Annotated in this window: 8 protein-coding genes; 3 read left to right on the top strand and 5 right to left on the bottom strand. The window is 36.4% G+C overall.

The window, feature by feature from the left end:
• Positions 1-29: 29 nt before the first annotated feature.
• From JKP34_RS02900 to JKP34_RS02885, 4 genes are all read right to left on the bottom strand, one after another.
• The gene (locus JKP34_RS02900) at positions 30-4868 is read right to left on the bottom strand and encodes a hypothetical protein (protein ID WP_201917525.1); all 4839 of its coding nucleotides are present in this window, start codon (positions 4866-4868) and stop codon (positions 30-32) included.
• The gene (gene prmA / locus JKP34_RS02895) at positions 4865-5710 is read right to left on the bottom strand and encodes a 50S ribosomal protein L11 methyltransferase (RefSeq protein WP_201917523.1); all 846 of its coding nucleotides are present in this window, start codon (positions 5708-5710) and stop codon (positions 4865-4867) included. Before prmA ends, JKP34_RS02900 begins: the two co-directional genes overlap by 4 nt.
• Complete coding sequence (gene tpiA / locus JKP34_RS02890) at positions 5710-6471, bottom strand: triose-phosphate isomerase (RefSeq protein ID WP_201917521.1); 762 nt, start codon at positions 6469-6471, stop codon at positions 5710-5712. The genes prmA and tpiA overlap by 1 nt, the downstream gene beginning before the upstream one ends.
• A 95-nt stretch (positions 6472-6566) precedes the next feature.
• Positions 6567-7985 (bottom strand): DASH family cryptochrome, encoded by a 1419-nt coding sequence (locus JKP34_RS02885; RefSeq protein ID WP_201917518.1) that lies wholly within the window; start codon positions 7983-7985, stop codon positions 6567-6569.
• A 208-nt stretch (positions 7986-8193) separates the two neighbouring features.
• On the opposite strand from JKP34_RS02885, the gene JKP34_RS02880 reads away from it, so the two are divergent.
• From JKP34_RS02880 to JKP34_RS02870, 3 genes are read left to right on the top strand one after another with little or no spacing between them, the layout of a single operon-like run.
• Entirely contained in the window at positions 8194-10419 is a 2226-nt protein-coding gene (locus JKP34_RS02880; RefSeq protein WP_201917516.1) for a GAF domain-containing protein, read from the top strand.
• 35 nt (positions 10420-10454) lie between these two features.
• Positions 10455-11489: a ferrochelatase gene (hemH, locus tag JKP34_RS02875; protein WP_201917514.1), complete on the top strand. Its 1035-nt coding sequence runs from the start codon at positions 10455-10457 to the stop codon at positions 11487-11489.
• Between the two features lie 54 nt (positions 11490-11543).
• The gene (locus tag JKP34_RS02870) at positions 11544-13112 is read left to right on the top strand and encodes a tetratricopeptide repeat protein (protein ID WP_201917512.1); all 1569 of its coding nucleotides are present in this window, start codon (positions 11544-11546) and stop codon (positions 13110-13112) included.
• Here the strand turns inward: JKP34_RS02870 and JKP34_RS02865 are convergent.
• Positions 13109-15349, bottom strand: coding sequence for an ATP-binding protein (locus JKP34_RS02865; RefSeq protein WP_201917510.1), 2241 nt, complete (start codon positions 15347-15349; stop codon positions 13109-13111). The genes JKP34_RS02870 and JKP34_RS02865 overlap by 4 nt on opposite strands.
• Positions 15350-15475 lie beyond the last annotated feature (126 nt).

The following is a 15475-nucleotide window of genomic DNA, read 5'->3' as shown; positions in this document are numbered from 1 at the left end:
TATTGTTGTAAGTCTATATTTATTAAAATTTAAAATCCATCATCGTCATCATCTGCTGCCGGGTTAACGGGCTCAGTTGGTTGTGGGTTAGGGTTTGAGCCAGATGATATAGGGCCTGCTTCCGAGGCATCTTTAGCCATTTCTAAATAATAAGGAGCATCAATATCGTAATACCTTCTCCTGTAATCTTCCACAAACTTAATAGTTTCATCAATGTCTCCGGTTAGAAACACAAACTCTCCAAACTTCGCTTTTGCAGCCTTTGATTTTTTATTAATTAACTCATTGGCTTCTTTATTAGAAGAGAAGAATATGAGCCTATCCTGCTGATAATGAAAATAGTACCAGCAAGAAGGAGATACCTGAAGAAATATTTTGATCGATTCACCCTCCTCGCTTTTAGTGATTTCTGTAAAGCCATCAATGTTAGCATTAATATCTGTAGCACCAGTATTCGAAAGGCCAATTTTTCCCAAACTATACCATGATGAGTAGTCGTTAGACCATTTCAGATCCAGATTAGTAAGGTTGAGTGTTTTAGTAAGCTTAGATGACAGACTGTGTAGCGGAATATATTCCTGAAAAATTAGTTCCTCATAGCGCTTAGCAACATTATCGCCAGCTATTTCTGCTAGTTTTGGTAGTAGCCTATCCAAATCTTTAGTGGCTTCAGGAATACCCAAACGCTGCACCACTTCTAGCATATCTGTACCTATTATTTCGGTAAATCCGTTAGGCAAATCATACTCTGTAGTAAGCATTACATTGAAAGTAAACTCCTGTTCAACTAAATCGCCTGAACCTGTACCTGCACTTTTAAATTCGGCCTCATCTCTCCCCTGCATAAATTGTAATGGTCCTTCAAACTGGATTTTTTGATTTTCTTCGTTATAGGCAAAATATTTACCAGCATATGAAGTTCCGGCAGTCTTCGAAGGGTTTTCAATGACAAATTGGTTTTTGGTTGCATTAAACTTTAACATCCCATTCGGACGAAAGAAGTCCTCATCCTCAACGGCTCTTTTATCCGTAATAAAGGTGGCATATAGCTCATTAGTAATATTGTCAAAATGTAAACCTGCCTGCAAAGGGTTACCCATTTCTGTAACCGCTTCGTTAAAGTCGAACACTACCTCTTTTGCAGAACCGTCATTTTCATACTTTATCCAGGTATCGTAATTAGGAATGTTCTTCAAATCCAGTTGTATATAGCCATCCAGACTAAGTGCAGGTTTATCAGCATACATGGTAACTTTGCCTTTGTAGAACATACCTGGGCTGATGATCATCCTATCTTCTGGTGATATTTCCCCTGATGATACCGTTCTTAGCTGCTTACCTCCTTTTGGTGCATCAGGAATTTGTTCAAGCGTGAAAGCACCCATTTCAATAGAAAATGTATCTCCAATTGAATTGACATACCTGTATGTGGCACTACCTTCAAACTTACTTCTTGAAAGTATTTCTATCTCCGCATCGTATAAATTGTGATATGATGTCAGCGTATCAAGCGTTAATGTTGCATTGTAAAGTTTATTCACTTTACCATTTTCACCAACTATAACCTCACCACCACTTGGCGTAATTCGGGCATCAGCAACCTGTATGTATGGAATTCCTGATATAATTAAAGACTGATCTACAATATCATAATTGGCGCCAGTTGCATTAAATACCAGTGAATCCTGCTCCGGATTGGTAGAATAGAAATAGGAGTTTCTTATATCAATATTGTTAGGCTTTTTCATGACCACCCGCTTTTCATCGAGTATCCATTCTGCAGATGGTATAGATGTTTTATAGGCGGCATATGGAAAATTAATAGCTGCATCACCTTCAATTTCAGGAGCAATTACAGCCACATTATCTTCCAGATCAAATGATAAACGAACATCTTCACCAGCGAGTGCTGGAATGGTATCAGAAGATTCGATGCTGAATTCCGCATGTCGCGCGGAATAGTTAAACTCTTTAAAGGTGAATTTCTCTGACTTAGTTTGTGATCCTCTCGTATTAAGTTCACCACGACCGTACAAACCTCTTTTCGATACAATAGCTGATCCATTTAAGCTGGCTGTATTCTGATATAAATCAAAAGGGGTGGACTTATTGCTCATATACAAACTATCCTTCAGGGTAAGCCAGCGCAAATCAAAATCTGTAACAGTTACATCAGGAAAGCTGGCACCTTCTACATCTCCAGGTATTATAAAGGCCGAATCTCCGGGAGCTTTGATGGAATCTTTAAAGAATGTAATGTTATCTGAAAACAAGGTTGTACTTAGGTATTCAATCTTTTTACCTCCTCTCAAACCTTTATTATCTAGCTTAACGCTACCATAAAATTTTGCTGCACCATCTAACAAATCGATACCCTCTGGAGGCAGAGGGTGATCAAAACCTAATGACTTATCAGGCATTACTCTCAATTTTTCACTAAAAGTTGGAAATATACCTCCGGAATGAAATTCGCCTTCAAAGGCAATAGAGTTTGGATCACTACTACTTACTGAGTCAATCTCAAAAGGTGGTATTAGAAAGTAAAGGCTTTTGTCATAAACACCACCGAGTATTTCTTCCCCTAAAAAGTATACGGTAGCACCTTTGGTAGCATTAAAGATCGGGTAAGATGGGTAATCCTTTCTGGCAGATTTATTATTAGGTTTATTAATGTAAAGAACTCCTGCCGTTTCAACCAACTGATTCTGTAGTTTTTGCTTATCTGTTTGAGTGGATTTGTTTCTGTCTTTCGCAAGGTTGAATTTAATCTTATCAATTTGCGGCATGGATATCAAGAAACTATCATAATCCATGTTAAAACCTTCACCTACGTATTCATAATTACCTGCAAAAACAGTTCCGTTAAATTCTACATCTCTATCCTTTTTTAAGATCACACGTCCGCTATCAGGTTCAACCCTTACGCCAAGTTTTTCATTGATTTCAAATTCACTAACGCCACTAATAGCCATGGTGCCTTTATCAAGATTTAATTTTCCATTTGGCGCACCCGATGATATGGAACTTATCTGAACATTATCATAATCCTTTCGACCCCAATTTGAATTAACATAGTGGTATGATTTATCAAGCAATTCAATTCTTCCGCTCACATCATCATAAATAATAAAGCCATTTTCCATAAGCAGCTTCATGGCTCCGTTTAAACTCTTCCGTGGAATTTTGGTAGCTTCTTCTATCTCGTTAAGGTATAGTACATCGGACTGCTGTTTCTTACTGAAATTCACAACCATTTGTAGCGGATGGAAATTCATAATACCTGATAGGCTGCTATAACGGTATTCATTAAAGTACTCTGTGGATTCAAATTTTGCTGGCACCCTATTACCGGCAATTAAAATTGATATATCTAACTCAGCGGAATCTAAAGGCCACTCAATTTTATCCGCTTCAAAATCTATATTAAAGTATGACGCATGAAACGGAGTCTTTTTAAAGCCACCCTTACCTTTCAATAACACCAACTTATTTTCGCTTACATTATATTTTAGACTTACACCCGGATGAAAAATGCTATCTCTTCTTTGATAGATTGAAATCCTACTTACGTCTGCAGAAAATACTGAATCTTTATAAATGAACTCACGAGACTGTGCTCTAAATTTCTTTGCCGCCTCGCCTTGAACATCCAAATAACTAAACTCATTATTTAAAGACGCAGTAGTAAGTGTTGTACCTCTAAGCGTAACACCGCCCTTCAAGTAAAGGCCTGATTTTTCCACAAAGTTTAAATCGAAACCTGATTCGTAAGATTGAAAAAGTGGAAAGCGTGCAGCTTGATTTTTTCTTAAGGATTCAGCTCTAAATTCTAACAGACCTTTAACCGGCACACCAATTTTTGCAGGATAATTTAGCGTAGCCCCTTCAGCAGTAAATTGAGACTCATTTACTTCGAGTGCAAAGTCTTCTAAATCCGCATAAAGCTCATTGGCAGGTATTCCTAAATGCTCCCAGGTTAATTTGCCTTTAGTAGCTACAAAAGTATTACCTATCAGTTCAAGCGTTCCGCCAGAATTGATTATTTTAAGAGAATCATTATTTTTTGAAAAGCGAAGATTAATATTCTTTAACTCTACAACCGGTCCTGATAATTCAGGAAGTGGTGTTTTATAAATAGGTGCTGCTGTCTCGGTTTTTTCTTCTACTGTCTTCTCTTTTGTATCTGAGTCATTCCATGAAGAGTTATCATCACCCCAGGCATCGTCTGATGAGGAACCCCAATCATCTTCGGAAGAATCCCAACTATTATCGGATGAATTACCCCAGGTATCGTCTTCAGTTTTATCCTCATCAGCTTGCTCAGTACTTTCGGTAGGTAAGGCTGTAGCTGTTGCCCCCTCAATCCACTTAAAAGAGACCGTCCCCTTATCAAAGGTTAATTGGTAGTATTTTGAATAATAAAGTGCCTTCTTCTCTAATATTCGCTCAGCATTTTTAAGCATTTGCTGCAGCTTCCTTTCTTCCAGTCTTTCTAAGCCTTTTTCAACTACATCTAAAAAAGTAATTATTGCAGCTGAAGGGTCAAGAAGGTTTGCCGCAGCTCCGGAAAGCGTACTAATAAAGGGAAGTTTGTAATCTCTGACATTGTAATTCCGAAGCTCCATGGAATCGTAAAGTGCCTCAATCCGTATTTTTACATCGGAAGAGTAAGTGTTTTCTGTTTGCCAAAAGCTTTTGAAGAAGATACCAACTCCATCTGTTTTTTCAGATTTAATCTCATTAAGATCATTTTGCACCCTTGTAGGAAAATCAACTGCCACTTGGGCCTCAGTATCATCTGCTTCCTGTGCAACAAGTTGCCAAGAACTAAGTAAGAGAATTGATATAAAAATTAAACTTTTCTTCATTCAGATTTTTGCAGGCACAAAGCTGCCCATTTATTTCTCAAGCTTCTGCTTTCTTCTTTCAACGAATATTTGCCCGCTTCTGTTAAAAGGTCTTGAATATCAGCCTCATAAAAGCCGCTTAGCAGTAAATAGCTACCAGGCCTCATATGTTGCTGGAAATGCATAAAATCTTCCAATAAGATATTACGATTAATATTGGCCAATATTATATCATACTTATCAGAAGAAATAGTACTTGCATCTCCTTGCCAAACTTTGAATTGGCTTTGCTCAATTTTATTTAAACCAAAATTCTCGATGCTATTCTCCACAGCCCATTCATCAATATCGTAAGCTGCTACCTTTTCAGCACCAAGTATCGCAGCAAATATACCCAAAATGCCTGTTCCACAGCCTGCATCTAGCACTTGCTTATTTTTCATATCTAGTGAAAGCATCATTTCCACCAGCTGATGTGTAGTTTCATGATGACCGGTGCCGAATGACATTTTCGGTGTTACTATAATTTCGTAAGGTAATTCCGGTTTTGGTTCATGAAAAGATGCCCTCACTAAAACTTTATCAGCAATGATGATGGGATCGTAGTTCTTTTCCCAATCAGCATTCCAGTTTTCCTTTTCTACAGATGAAAGACTGAAACTAACACTTTCACTAATGCCATACTTATCTAAAACCATCTGAATTTTAGTTTCGGGTACTTTTAAACCTTCATCAGTATAGGCTATAAATCCTTTGTTCTCATCTTTTTCTTCAAAAGTAGAAAACCCTAATTCCGCCATCTCAGCGATAAGGATGTCTACAAATTCTTCTGAGCAATTTAAGTCAAGTGCCTGGTAGCTCATTAAAATGACTTAATAATGTCCATGAAGTCGCGCGACTTTAAAGAAGCTCCTCCAATTAAACCACCATCTACATCCTTTTGGCTAAAAAGTTCTTCAGCATTACTTGGCTTACAGCTTCCACCATAAAGTATTGAAGTGCTATTGGCTATAGTTTCTCCATATTTTCCGGCAATATGCTTTCTTATCTCGGCATGCATATCCTGTGCCTGATCTGATGAAGCTGTTTTACCAGTTCCTATTGCCCATATTGGCTCATAAGCAATAATGATTTGCTTGAAAGCTTCTTCATCAAGGTGAAATAAACTTTCTGTTAATTGATTAGTGACAAACTCATTTTGTTTATCTGCTTCTCTTATATCTAAAGATTCACCGCAGCAAAAAATCACTTTTAAGTTATTATCTAAAGCTATATTAACTTTAGCAGCAAGCAGTTCATTGGTTTCAGCAGCCTGCTCCCTTCTTTCACTATGTCCTAAAATAACATAAGCCGCACCTAATGATTTGATCATTTGTGCAGACACTTCCCCAGTGTAAGCTCCTGACTCTTCCTGATGACAGTTTTGTGCAGCAAATTGGATTGTACCTAACTCAGGCACCAAATTCTGAACCGCATATAAAAAAGGATAAGGTGGGGCAAGAATAATTTGCACATCACCCGGAGCCTCATCTTCAGCCATATTGGCAATTTCAGATGTTAGGCTTTGGGCCTCAACAAGTGTTTTATTCATTTTCCAATTACCTGCAACAATTTTTTGTCTCATAATGATTGATTTGATAGTGATTTACACAAAAATAGAAAGAATAATATAAAACAAGTGCTGATGTACTGCTTATCGAATATTTGTGGATTTATGAATTAGTAATCCCACTTCTTCATGTCAATCATTGGTTCAAAAAAGACAGCATCAATTTCTTTATGAGTTTCTCTTATTTCTCCATTAAGTAGGCCCACTTTATGTGCATTAAAGCCCTCTATACCAGATAGGGAAGGCAACCAATATTTTATATATTCTCCTTTAGGATCGTATTTCTTAGCCTGACTTAAAATATTAAAATACCTATTCTCTCGTGGGTCGTTTCCTACACCTGCCACATAAGCCCAATTCCCCCAATTACTTGCCACATCGTAATCTAATAGCTGACGCTCAAAATACCATGCTCCCCAACGCCAATCAATGTTTAAATCATGCGTTAAAAAACTAGCAACATTTTGTCGGCCTCGGTTACTCATAAAGCCCGTTTCATTAAGTTCCCTCATGTTTGCATCAACAAAAGGAACTCCTGTTTTCCCTTCACTCCATTTCTGAAAATCCTTTTCGGAATGGCTCCATTCATAGCCCTCTTCTTTTATCCCCTGAGCTGAAAAAAGTTGATTCCCATGTTTCTTCATAATAAAATGGAAGTAATCTCTCCAAGCTAATTCAAAGAATATCCAATAAGTGGACTGATTTGACTTTCTTTCTTTTTCATACTTTTTAAGCTCAAAATATATGGTTCTTGGTGATATACAACCCAATGCCAGATAGGGTGAAAATTTAGCTGAATAATCACCTCCTAAAAGTCCGTTTCTAGTCTTTTTATAAGTTTGAACAAGGTCTGTTTCCCAGAAGTAATAATTTAGCCGATTTAGTGCCTCTTGCTCGCCTCCCTTGAAATTTAAGACCGATTTTTCAGGTGGATAATCTATTGAAATATTAAAATCATGAGGTTTGTACGTAAGCTTTTCTCCTACTGCATGGCTAAGATCCTCCGGTGCATTAATTAGCGCCCTGATAGGCGTCTGCTTTTCATTCTCTTTTCTGAACTGGGTGAAAACAGCTGGTAATTTGTTAATAGGCCAGGGGATGTCATCAGGATGGTAGAGAGTGGTTTCAGCAAAGGTGTAAGTGCTTACTCCTTTCTTAATGAGGTAATTTTCTACATTCTCTAATTCTCTCTCCTCATATACGCCAGACTCAATTGTTGTATATACCGCATCAAAATTGTACTCATCGAATAATTCAGCTATGACTTCTTCCGTATTACCTTTCTTTAAAAGTAAACTTCCGCCTTTTGCTTCAACTGACTTCTTCAGCGCCATGATACTATCCCAAAGAAAAGTAAGTTTTTTATCGCTACTTGTTCTCAGTTTAATAGGTGATTCTTGCCAATGTCGAGCATCAAGAATATACACCATTATGAGCTGCTCAGAGTTGGATGACGCTTCATACAGTGCTTCATTATCAGCGAGTCTTAAATTATTTCTAAACCAAACAAGTGATTTTTTATTCTTCATAGGTAGTCTACATTCAAATTAGACTTAAATAATTGATAAAACTTTTTTAAGTTTATTGTCCAGCTAACCCCTTGTATGAAATTTATGTTTATACTTTTTAAATGTTAAAGCAAAGCGTAAATTGAGTGGGTATGAGTGGGTATGAGTGGGTATGTGGTTTTTAAGGGGCATGATTTAAAACCAGGGCAGTCAATCTAATTTTAAAACTATGGCAGGAATTAATTTCCGTTCGATAAGAAACAGACTCATTTTAGGCTATGGATCCATGGCACTTCTCTTGGTAATTGTGGTAGCCATAACACTAATGCAGATAGGCCAAATTATGTTGTATGGTTTCGAGGTGCTAGAAGTTAAGCAACCATCCAGGTTATATTTGCTAGAAATTAATAGTGGGGTACGCCATAGTAACTCAATTCTACAAACTTACTTATTAACAGGTGATGAAGAATTCAGAGACCAAATTTCATCAATCTGGGAAAAGGAAATTGATGCTGCACGTGACTCGGTTGATGCCTTAAAAGTTGATTGGGTTAACCCTGAAAATTTTATAGAATTTGAGAAGCTTAATAGACTGTTAAGCAGAATAAAGAATAAGCAAGAAGAAATAGCCAGCTCAGCCTCTTTTGGAGGAGGTGCAGTAAACATCAACCTTTACAACTACAGCGCTCTTTCAGGTGATACTATTATTGGGGTTGATAACTTACAGACTTGGATAAATAGTGCCATCTCAGATGCTTCCGCACAAGCACCAGACAATGGCAGCCTATATAATGACGGATTAGTAGAACTCTCTAATCAAGTTAACCTAATAGTAAGCACCTTATACACCAACTTTTATGATGAGAGTCTTGAAATTCGTGATAAAATATTTGCTGAGCGGGCACAATTTATAGTTGTTGAGTCAATCATTGTAATCGGATCTATTCTACTATGCTTTTTACTATTCCGTTTTGTGTTAAGAAAAATCAATCAAAGTGTAGGTGTCTTAAAAGGAGAAGTAAACACATTAAGTGCTGGCAATATCCCTCATAAACGAAAAGAAACAGGTGATGAGTTAGATGCCGTACTGGAAGAAATTGATATACTTTCTCAAAATCTTGCTGATGTAAAATCATTTGCTCTTGAAGTAGGTAAAGGTAATTTTGATAATGATATCACAGTCTTTAATAATGAGGGTGAAATTGGCAATTCACTAGCCGAAATGCGTGAAAGCCTTAAAAAGGTATCAGAAGATGCCAGAGTAAGAAACTGGAGTAATAAAGGCTTTGCTGAATTAGGAGACCTGCTTCGTAGGCATTCCAATGATTTAAGCGAGCTGAGTGACCAAGTAATTACATTCTTGGTAAATTATGTAGAAGCTAATCAAGGCAGCCTCTTTATTGTTGAAGAGGGAGATGGTGGAGATAAAGTACTCAAACTGAAATCTACTTACGCGTATGACAGAAAGAAATTTATAGAAAAAACCTTAGACCTGGGCCAAGGTTTAGCCGGGCAGGCATTTCTAGAAAAAGAGAGTATCTATTTAAGAGAGGTTCCGGATAACTATGTTACCATAACATCCGGACTTGGTAAAGCAACTCCAAATGCCATATTTATTTTACCACTGATAGTTAATGGACAAGTTTTTGGAGTGATTGAATTAGGTAGCTTTAAAGACTTTGATGAACACACTCGAGATTTTATAGAGAACGTTGGCGAAAACATAGCCTCTTCAATTCAATCTGTGAAAATAAATGAACGAACCACAAACCTGCTTGAAGAGTCTCAGCAAATGACTGAAGAAATGCGAGCCCAAGAAGAGGAAATGCGCCAAAACATGGAGGAGCTACAAGCAACTCAAGAAGAAATGGAAAGGTCGCAAAGAGAAAACAAGCAGCGCCTTGAAGCAATTGAAAACAGCAGAATGTGTTTTATTGAGTTCGATCCAAAAGGTTACATCTTAAATGCTGATGATTCGTTTTTAAAACTTTTTGAATACAATAGCCTGGAAGAAATTAAGGGCAAACATCACAGAATTTTTGTGACACCTGAATATGCTCAAACTGAAGAATATCAAGAGTTCTGGAATAGACTGGGAAGTGGAGAAAATATTTCAGGTGAGTTTACTAGAATCACTAAATCAGGAAAGAAAGTGCACATTAATGGTGCATATTCTGTTTTAAAAGATTCTAATGGACAGGTATACAGAGTAATGAAGTTTGCCACTGATCTTACTGAGCTTAAAAACAAATTAGAGACTTATCAATCAGAGAAAGAGTCCTTATTAAAAAGTCTGGAGGAAGTGAAGGCAGGCTTGGAAAACACCTCAGACAATCCTAAACTTCCTAAAAAGGAACTACAAAAACTCAACGATGATCTGCTTGAGAAACTTCGAAAAAATGAGTCTGCATTAAGAGCATCTCTAGCGCAACAGAAAAAGGACCTTAATCTTTAGTAACAAATCTTTTACACTGAAGTTATTCAGCTTCTATGAGCAATATTAAAACGAAGAATAAGACTGGCGTATTATTGGTAAATCTTGGAACGCCAGATAGCACAAGTACCTCCGATGTAAGAAAATATTTAAGGGAATTTTTGATGGACAAGCGAGTAATTGATATCCCTTTTGTTTTTCGTTGGATGCTTGTAAACCTGATTATTGCTCCTTTCAGGGCTCCTAAATCTGCTAATGAATATAAAAAACTATGGGTTGAGAGAGGTTCGCCTTTAAAGTTTTATGGAGAAGATATTAGCGAAATGCTACAAAAGGAATTAGTGGATGAAGGCTACATCATTAAGTTAGCCATGCGTTACCAGGAACCAAGTATTAAAGAAGGTCTGGAGTATTTGCAATCTCAAAAAGTTGAGCGTATTATCATATTACCACTATTCCCTCAGTATGCATCTGCCACTTCAGGATCAGTTCATGACAAGGTGATGGAAATAGTAAGTACGTGGCAGCTCATCCCTGATATTAAGTTTATTAGCAAGTTTGTGGAAGAGCCAGGCTTTATTAAAACATTTGCTCGACTAGGCAAAAAATATTTGGACAACCACAATTATGACCATGTCATATTTAGTTTTCATGGTTTACCCGAAAGGCAAATCAGAAAGGGGTCTGTTGATAATTATTGCAAGCTTGGCAGCTGTTGTGAAGTATACAATGATAAAAATCAATATTGCTACCGTGCTCAGTGCTTCTTAACGGCACGATTAATAGCTGAAGAGTTGGGACTATCTAAAGATGATTTTACTGTTACTTTCCAGAGCCGATTAGGAAAAGACCCATGGATACAACCCTATACTGATGAGGTATTGAAGGATCTGGCCAAAGCCGGGAAAAAATCTGTTTTAGCTTATTCACCGGCCTTTGTTGCAGATTGTTTGGAAACTACAATTGAAGTGGGTGAAGAATTTAAGGAAGAATTTCATGAAGCTGGTGGTGAAAGATGGGATTTGGTAGACAGTCTAAATGCAGAACCTGACTGGGTTGAAACTCTTAAAAAAATTATTCAAGAAGCTTAGTTCTTAAGACTTAAGCTTAGTTTGAAAAGTGAGATTTCTGCCTTATTTTGTTATATGGCAACCAAAAACCATTTTCTTTTATTCTCGCTAATCATAATCTTGTGTACAGCTTCGCTGAATGCGCAAAACAGACTAGATAGTCTAAAAACGGTTGCTGATGAACAATTTAAGGTGGTAAATGGAGAATCAATTGAAAGAGTTGAAGCATTTCTACAAACTACCAGCTTGATCAACAGACTCTCTCCCACAGATGCGCTTTTCTACATTAACGGGCTGGAAGCCAAGCTTAATAGAATTAATGCTAAAGTTGGTAAAGGAGAAGTTCTACTTAACAAGGGCAATTATTATTGGTCAATAGGCATCTACAATATTGCACTAAAAACATACTTTGAAGCACTTCGCTATTTTGAGAAACAAAATAATACTGAACAGTTAATAAGAATCCTCAACAATATTGGTGAGACCTATAAAAAGCAGCAAAACTACGCTAAAGCCCAAGAGTTTCTGCAAAAGGCTTTAAACTTATTAGGTGAATCGGGTGATGAAAAATTCCTTCTGATAAAGGTTAATATAGCTCAGCTCAACTTGTTAAACAATGAGTTAGATAGTGCTAATAAGATACTAAGCCAAATTCTATCACTAGCATCTATAGAAAAAGAAATAACTACTAAAGGTTTTGCATACTTATACAAAGGAATAGTTAAAAAGAAAACAGGTCAGCCTGATTCAGCCTATTACTGTCTTAATAAAGCCTTAGAAATATGGAAAGAGACTTCTTTAAATAGATACATTGCTGAAACACTCTCGGAATTGGCTGAATTAGAAATAAATAGCAATAATTTTACGGAAGCCCATAATATTTTGAAAAGGGCTGAACAACGGGCAAAGTTGGCAGATGCCTTAGATGTATTAATGCGCATTTATAAATATCAGATTGAGCTTATTGAATCTTCCCGAGAAAATGATTCACTCGGCTATTACTATAAAAAATATGTGCAGGTTAAGGACTCCATCTACAATGAAGCTAGCCGGAAGGAAATCAATAAATTAACTGTTCAGTATGATCTTGCCGATAAAGAAAAAGATTATTACAAGCTAGCCCTTGAACAAAACATCTTAGAAAATGCCAATAACCGACAGCAGGCCTTATTAGTACTTTTAGGTCTTATTCTCCTTATTGTAACTATTTTTTCATTTTTACAATTAAGAAAAAGAAGACAGTTGGCATTCGCCCACAGTCAATTACAAAGGCAGAAAGAAGAAATTGAGCGTAAACAAAAGCAGCTATCTGAAAAATCACTCGAGTTAGCCAAACTTAACCAAGAACTATATGGTCTAAATAGGAACCTTGAAGAAAAAGTGATTGAGCGAAGTGAGCAGCTCAATATAAAGAACAAGCAAATTGCGGAATTTACTTTCTATAATTCACATAAATTAAGAGCCCCCGTTGCCAGTATATTAGGTTTAATAAATGTGATGGAACTTAATAAAGAAGGTAAAGTTGATGAATATTTAATAGACCATTTAAAAACGAGTGCTGCCGAGCTTGATGAAGTAATTCATAAGCTTAAGTTTTTGCTCGACAACGAATTGATTGAAGAAATTGGTAAAAAAGAGTATTAAAAGAAGTACTTCTTAAATGGCAGCTTAATAATGAATTCTGTCCCTTTTCTCACTTTAGAGGTAAAGTCGATTTCTCCTTGAAGTACTTTTAAAGTATCAACTACAATGTATAAACCAAGGCCCGAACCTTCAATCCCCTGATGGGCTCTAAAGAACATATTGAAAATCTTATCGTGAAATTCGTCAGGTATTCCCTGTCCATTATCACTCACCCTTATTTCATAATACTTATCCTTCTTTTCTGCCTTAATCTCAATGAATGGTTGATCCTCTTGATTGAAATTGTGGTATTTTACCGCATTAGTAATCAAGTTACTTAGAACAATATTTAGCCTTTTACTATCAGTTTCAATTGTAAAGTCATCTTCGAAAGACCTGTAAAGTTCAACTTTATCGGAATTGGTATAATACTTTATGTCCTGTACAATGCTGTCCAATAAATCATTAAGGTTTATCTCCTTAAACTCTAATGGCTTTTTAGTATTAGTAGAAAAGTCCATGATACTTTTGATAAATTCTTCGAGTTTATTGATGCTCGTATTCATCAAGTCAAAATACTTCTCCTTGCCTTCTGGAGTTTGTTCAAGCTTTGCAATTTGAATTAATCCTCTTAATGACTTAAGCGGGGCAACTAAATCATGTGATGATCTGTAAACAAAATTATCAAGCTCATTATTAATAACGGTGAGTTCATCATTAGCTTCTCTTAGCTGAACCTGCTGATCTAATAGTTGTGAAGTTCTTTCACTTACAAGTTCTTCCAGCTTCTTATTAACAGTTTTAAGTCTTTGTGTTCTTATCCTTATGAATCCAAAAATTAGCCCACCAAGGATTAAAACCATAAGTACATAACTCCATTTATTTTCGTACCACGGTGTTGGTATGTAGATGTTTAAACTGAAAGGTCTTATCGATAAGTTGGCCATGTCGATTGATCTGGCCTTCACATGAAAAGTATATTCACCTCCTGGTAAATTGGTATATTCCTTTTTTATTTCCTGACTCCATTCTGAAAATTCTTCTTCAAAACCTTCTAAATAAAATGCGTATTCTAATTCCTGTTTGAGAAAACTAGGGGTTGCAAAATGAAAAGATAGTTCCTTCGAAATTTTGACAGGCAAGTTGATTAACTGGCTTTTCTTTTTTACAAAGATGGTACTGTCAGTAGCACTAATATTTCTTATAACACTTTTGGCACTAAAATCTAAATTTGTGGTACCGTGCCATTTCAGATAGTTGATTCCAAAACCGTTTGTAACCCATATGTTATTTCTTCTATCTACTTCAATGCCTAAAGCGTAATTTGACCTTAAGCCTTCATTACCCGATAATTCCTTAAGAACTTCCCCTTGCTTTGTATAGAATACCACGCCATGCTCAAATGTGAGCGCCACATTTAATGTGTCATTCACTTCAAAATATGAATAAAAGTCTCTGTCATCTCTAAGAAAGTAGTCCGTAACCTCCGATTTCCACAGTTTTGTTGAATAGTTTATAGTATCCAATTCATAAAAGCCTTCTTCAGAAGTATATATAATCCAGTTACCTTCATAGTTCTTCTTAATATTGAAAGCTGCATCGTATTTCCATTTAAAATCGGTATTAACATACTCAATGGTATCATTTTTAAGTATACCAAGACCTTCGTCATAAACTGAGAACAAAATTTCATTGCCAACTTTGAACATGTGTGCATTAGACACATTAATCGTTTTGGACACTTCACCATCCCAAACCATCACTTTGTCATAGGTATTTAGGTAAAGTTTACTGTCATGTTCTACAAGAAACAAAAGTGCTCTTGGCAAGCCTTCTTCATTCAATTGAGGAACAATCGTATGATATTGCATGTAACCGAGCGAGTCTCGCTGGTAGTAACCAAACTCATAATTATCAGAAACATAAATTCGATCTTGAATAATTTTAAGGAAGACCACAGGGGAGTACTTATTATTTTTATGTAACCTCCACTCGCTACCATCAAATTCTAAAAGGCCATTTTCATTAGCAAAGTAAAGAATGCCATCCTCATCTTCCTCAACCATTGTATTGTAGTTACTGGCACCATAGGAAGTTCCATCGAACGAATAGATAGACAGTGAATCTTTACCTACATTTATGTGTGATGATTGGCCAAATATTGCTGTAACATTTATGAGGTAAACAAAGGCAAGGCATAATAACTGAAATACCCGCATAAACGACAAATTCTCCCTATTGCTGTTGATTTTTGGCATACTTAAAGTCTAATATACCATAAATTCAGGAAACACGAATTGATAGACTTTTAATATAGATTAACCTGAAGAGATATTCGATCAGCACATAAAAAAAGCCCAATATTTAATATTGGGCTTTAACTA

This window comes from Marivirga atlantica (genome assembly GCF_016734805.1).
Classification (GTDB): domain Bacteria; phylum Bacteroidota; class Bacteroidia; order Cytophagales; family Cyclobacteriaceae; genus Marivirga; species Marivirga atlantica.
This window is presented reverse-complemented; position numbering and strand designations above follow the sequence as displayed.

What these genes read in the sequence shown, in the direction of transcription:
- tpiA (WP_201917521.1), bottom strand. Translation starts at nt 6,471, where the DNA reads ATGAGACAAAAAATTGTTGCAGGTAATTGGAAAATGAATAAAACACTT.
- JKP34_RS02900 (WP_201917525.1), bottom strand. Translation starts at nt 4,868, where the DNA reads ATGAAGAAAAGTTTAATTTTTATATCAATTCTCTTACTTAGTTCTTGG.
- JKP34_RS02880 (WP_201917516.1), top strand. Translation starts at nt 8,194, where the DNA reads ATGGCAGGAATTAATTTCCGTTCGATAAGAAACAGACTCATTTTAGGC.
- JKP34_RS02870 (WP_201917512.1), top strand. Translation starts at nt 11,544, where the DNA reads ATGGCAACCAAAAACCATTTTCTTTTATTCTCGCTAATCATAATCTTG.
- prmA (WP_201917523.1), bottom strand. Translation starts at nt 5,710, where the DNA reads ATGAGCTACCAGGCACTTGACTTAAATTGCTCAGAAGAATTTGTAGAC.
- JKP34_RS02885 (WP_201917518.1), bottom strand. Translation starts at nt 7,985, where the DNA reads ATGAAGAATAAAAAATCACTTGTTTGGTTTAGAAATAATTTAAGACTC.
- JKP34_RS02865 (WP_201917510.1), bottom strand. Translation starts at nt 15,349, where the DNA reads ATGCCAAAAATCAACAGCAATAGGGAGAATTTGTCGTTTATGCGGGTA.
- hemH (WP_201917514.1), top strand. Translation starts at nt 10,455, where the DNA reads ATGAGCAATATTAAAACGAAGAATAAGACTGGCGTATTATTGGTAAAT.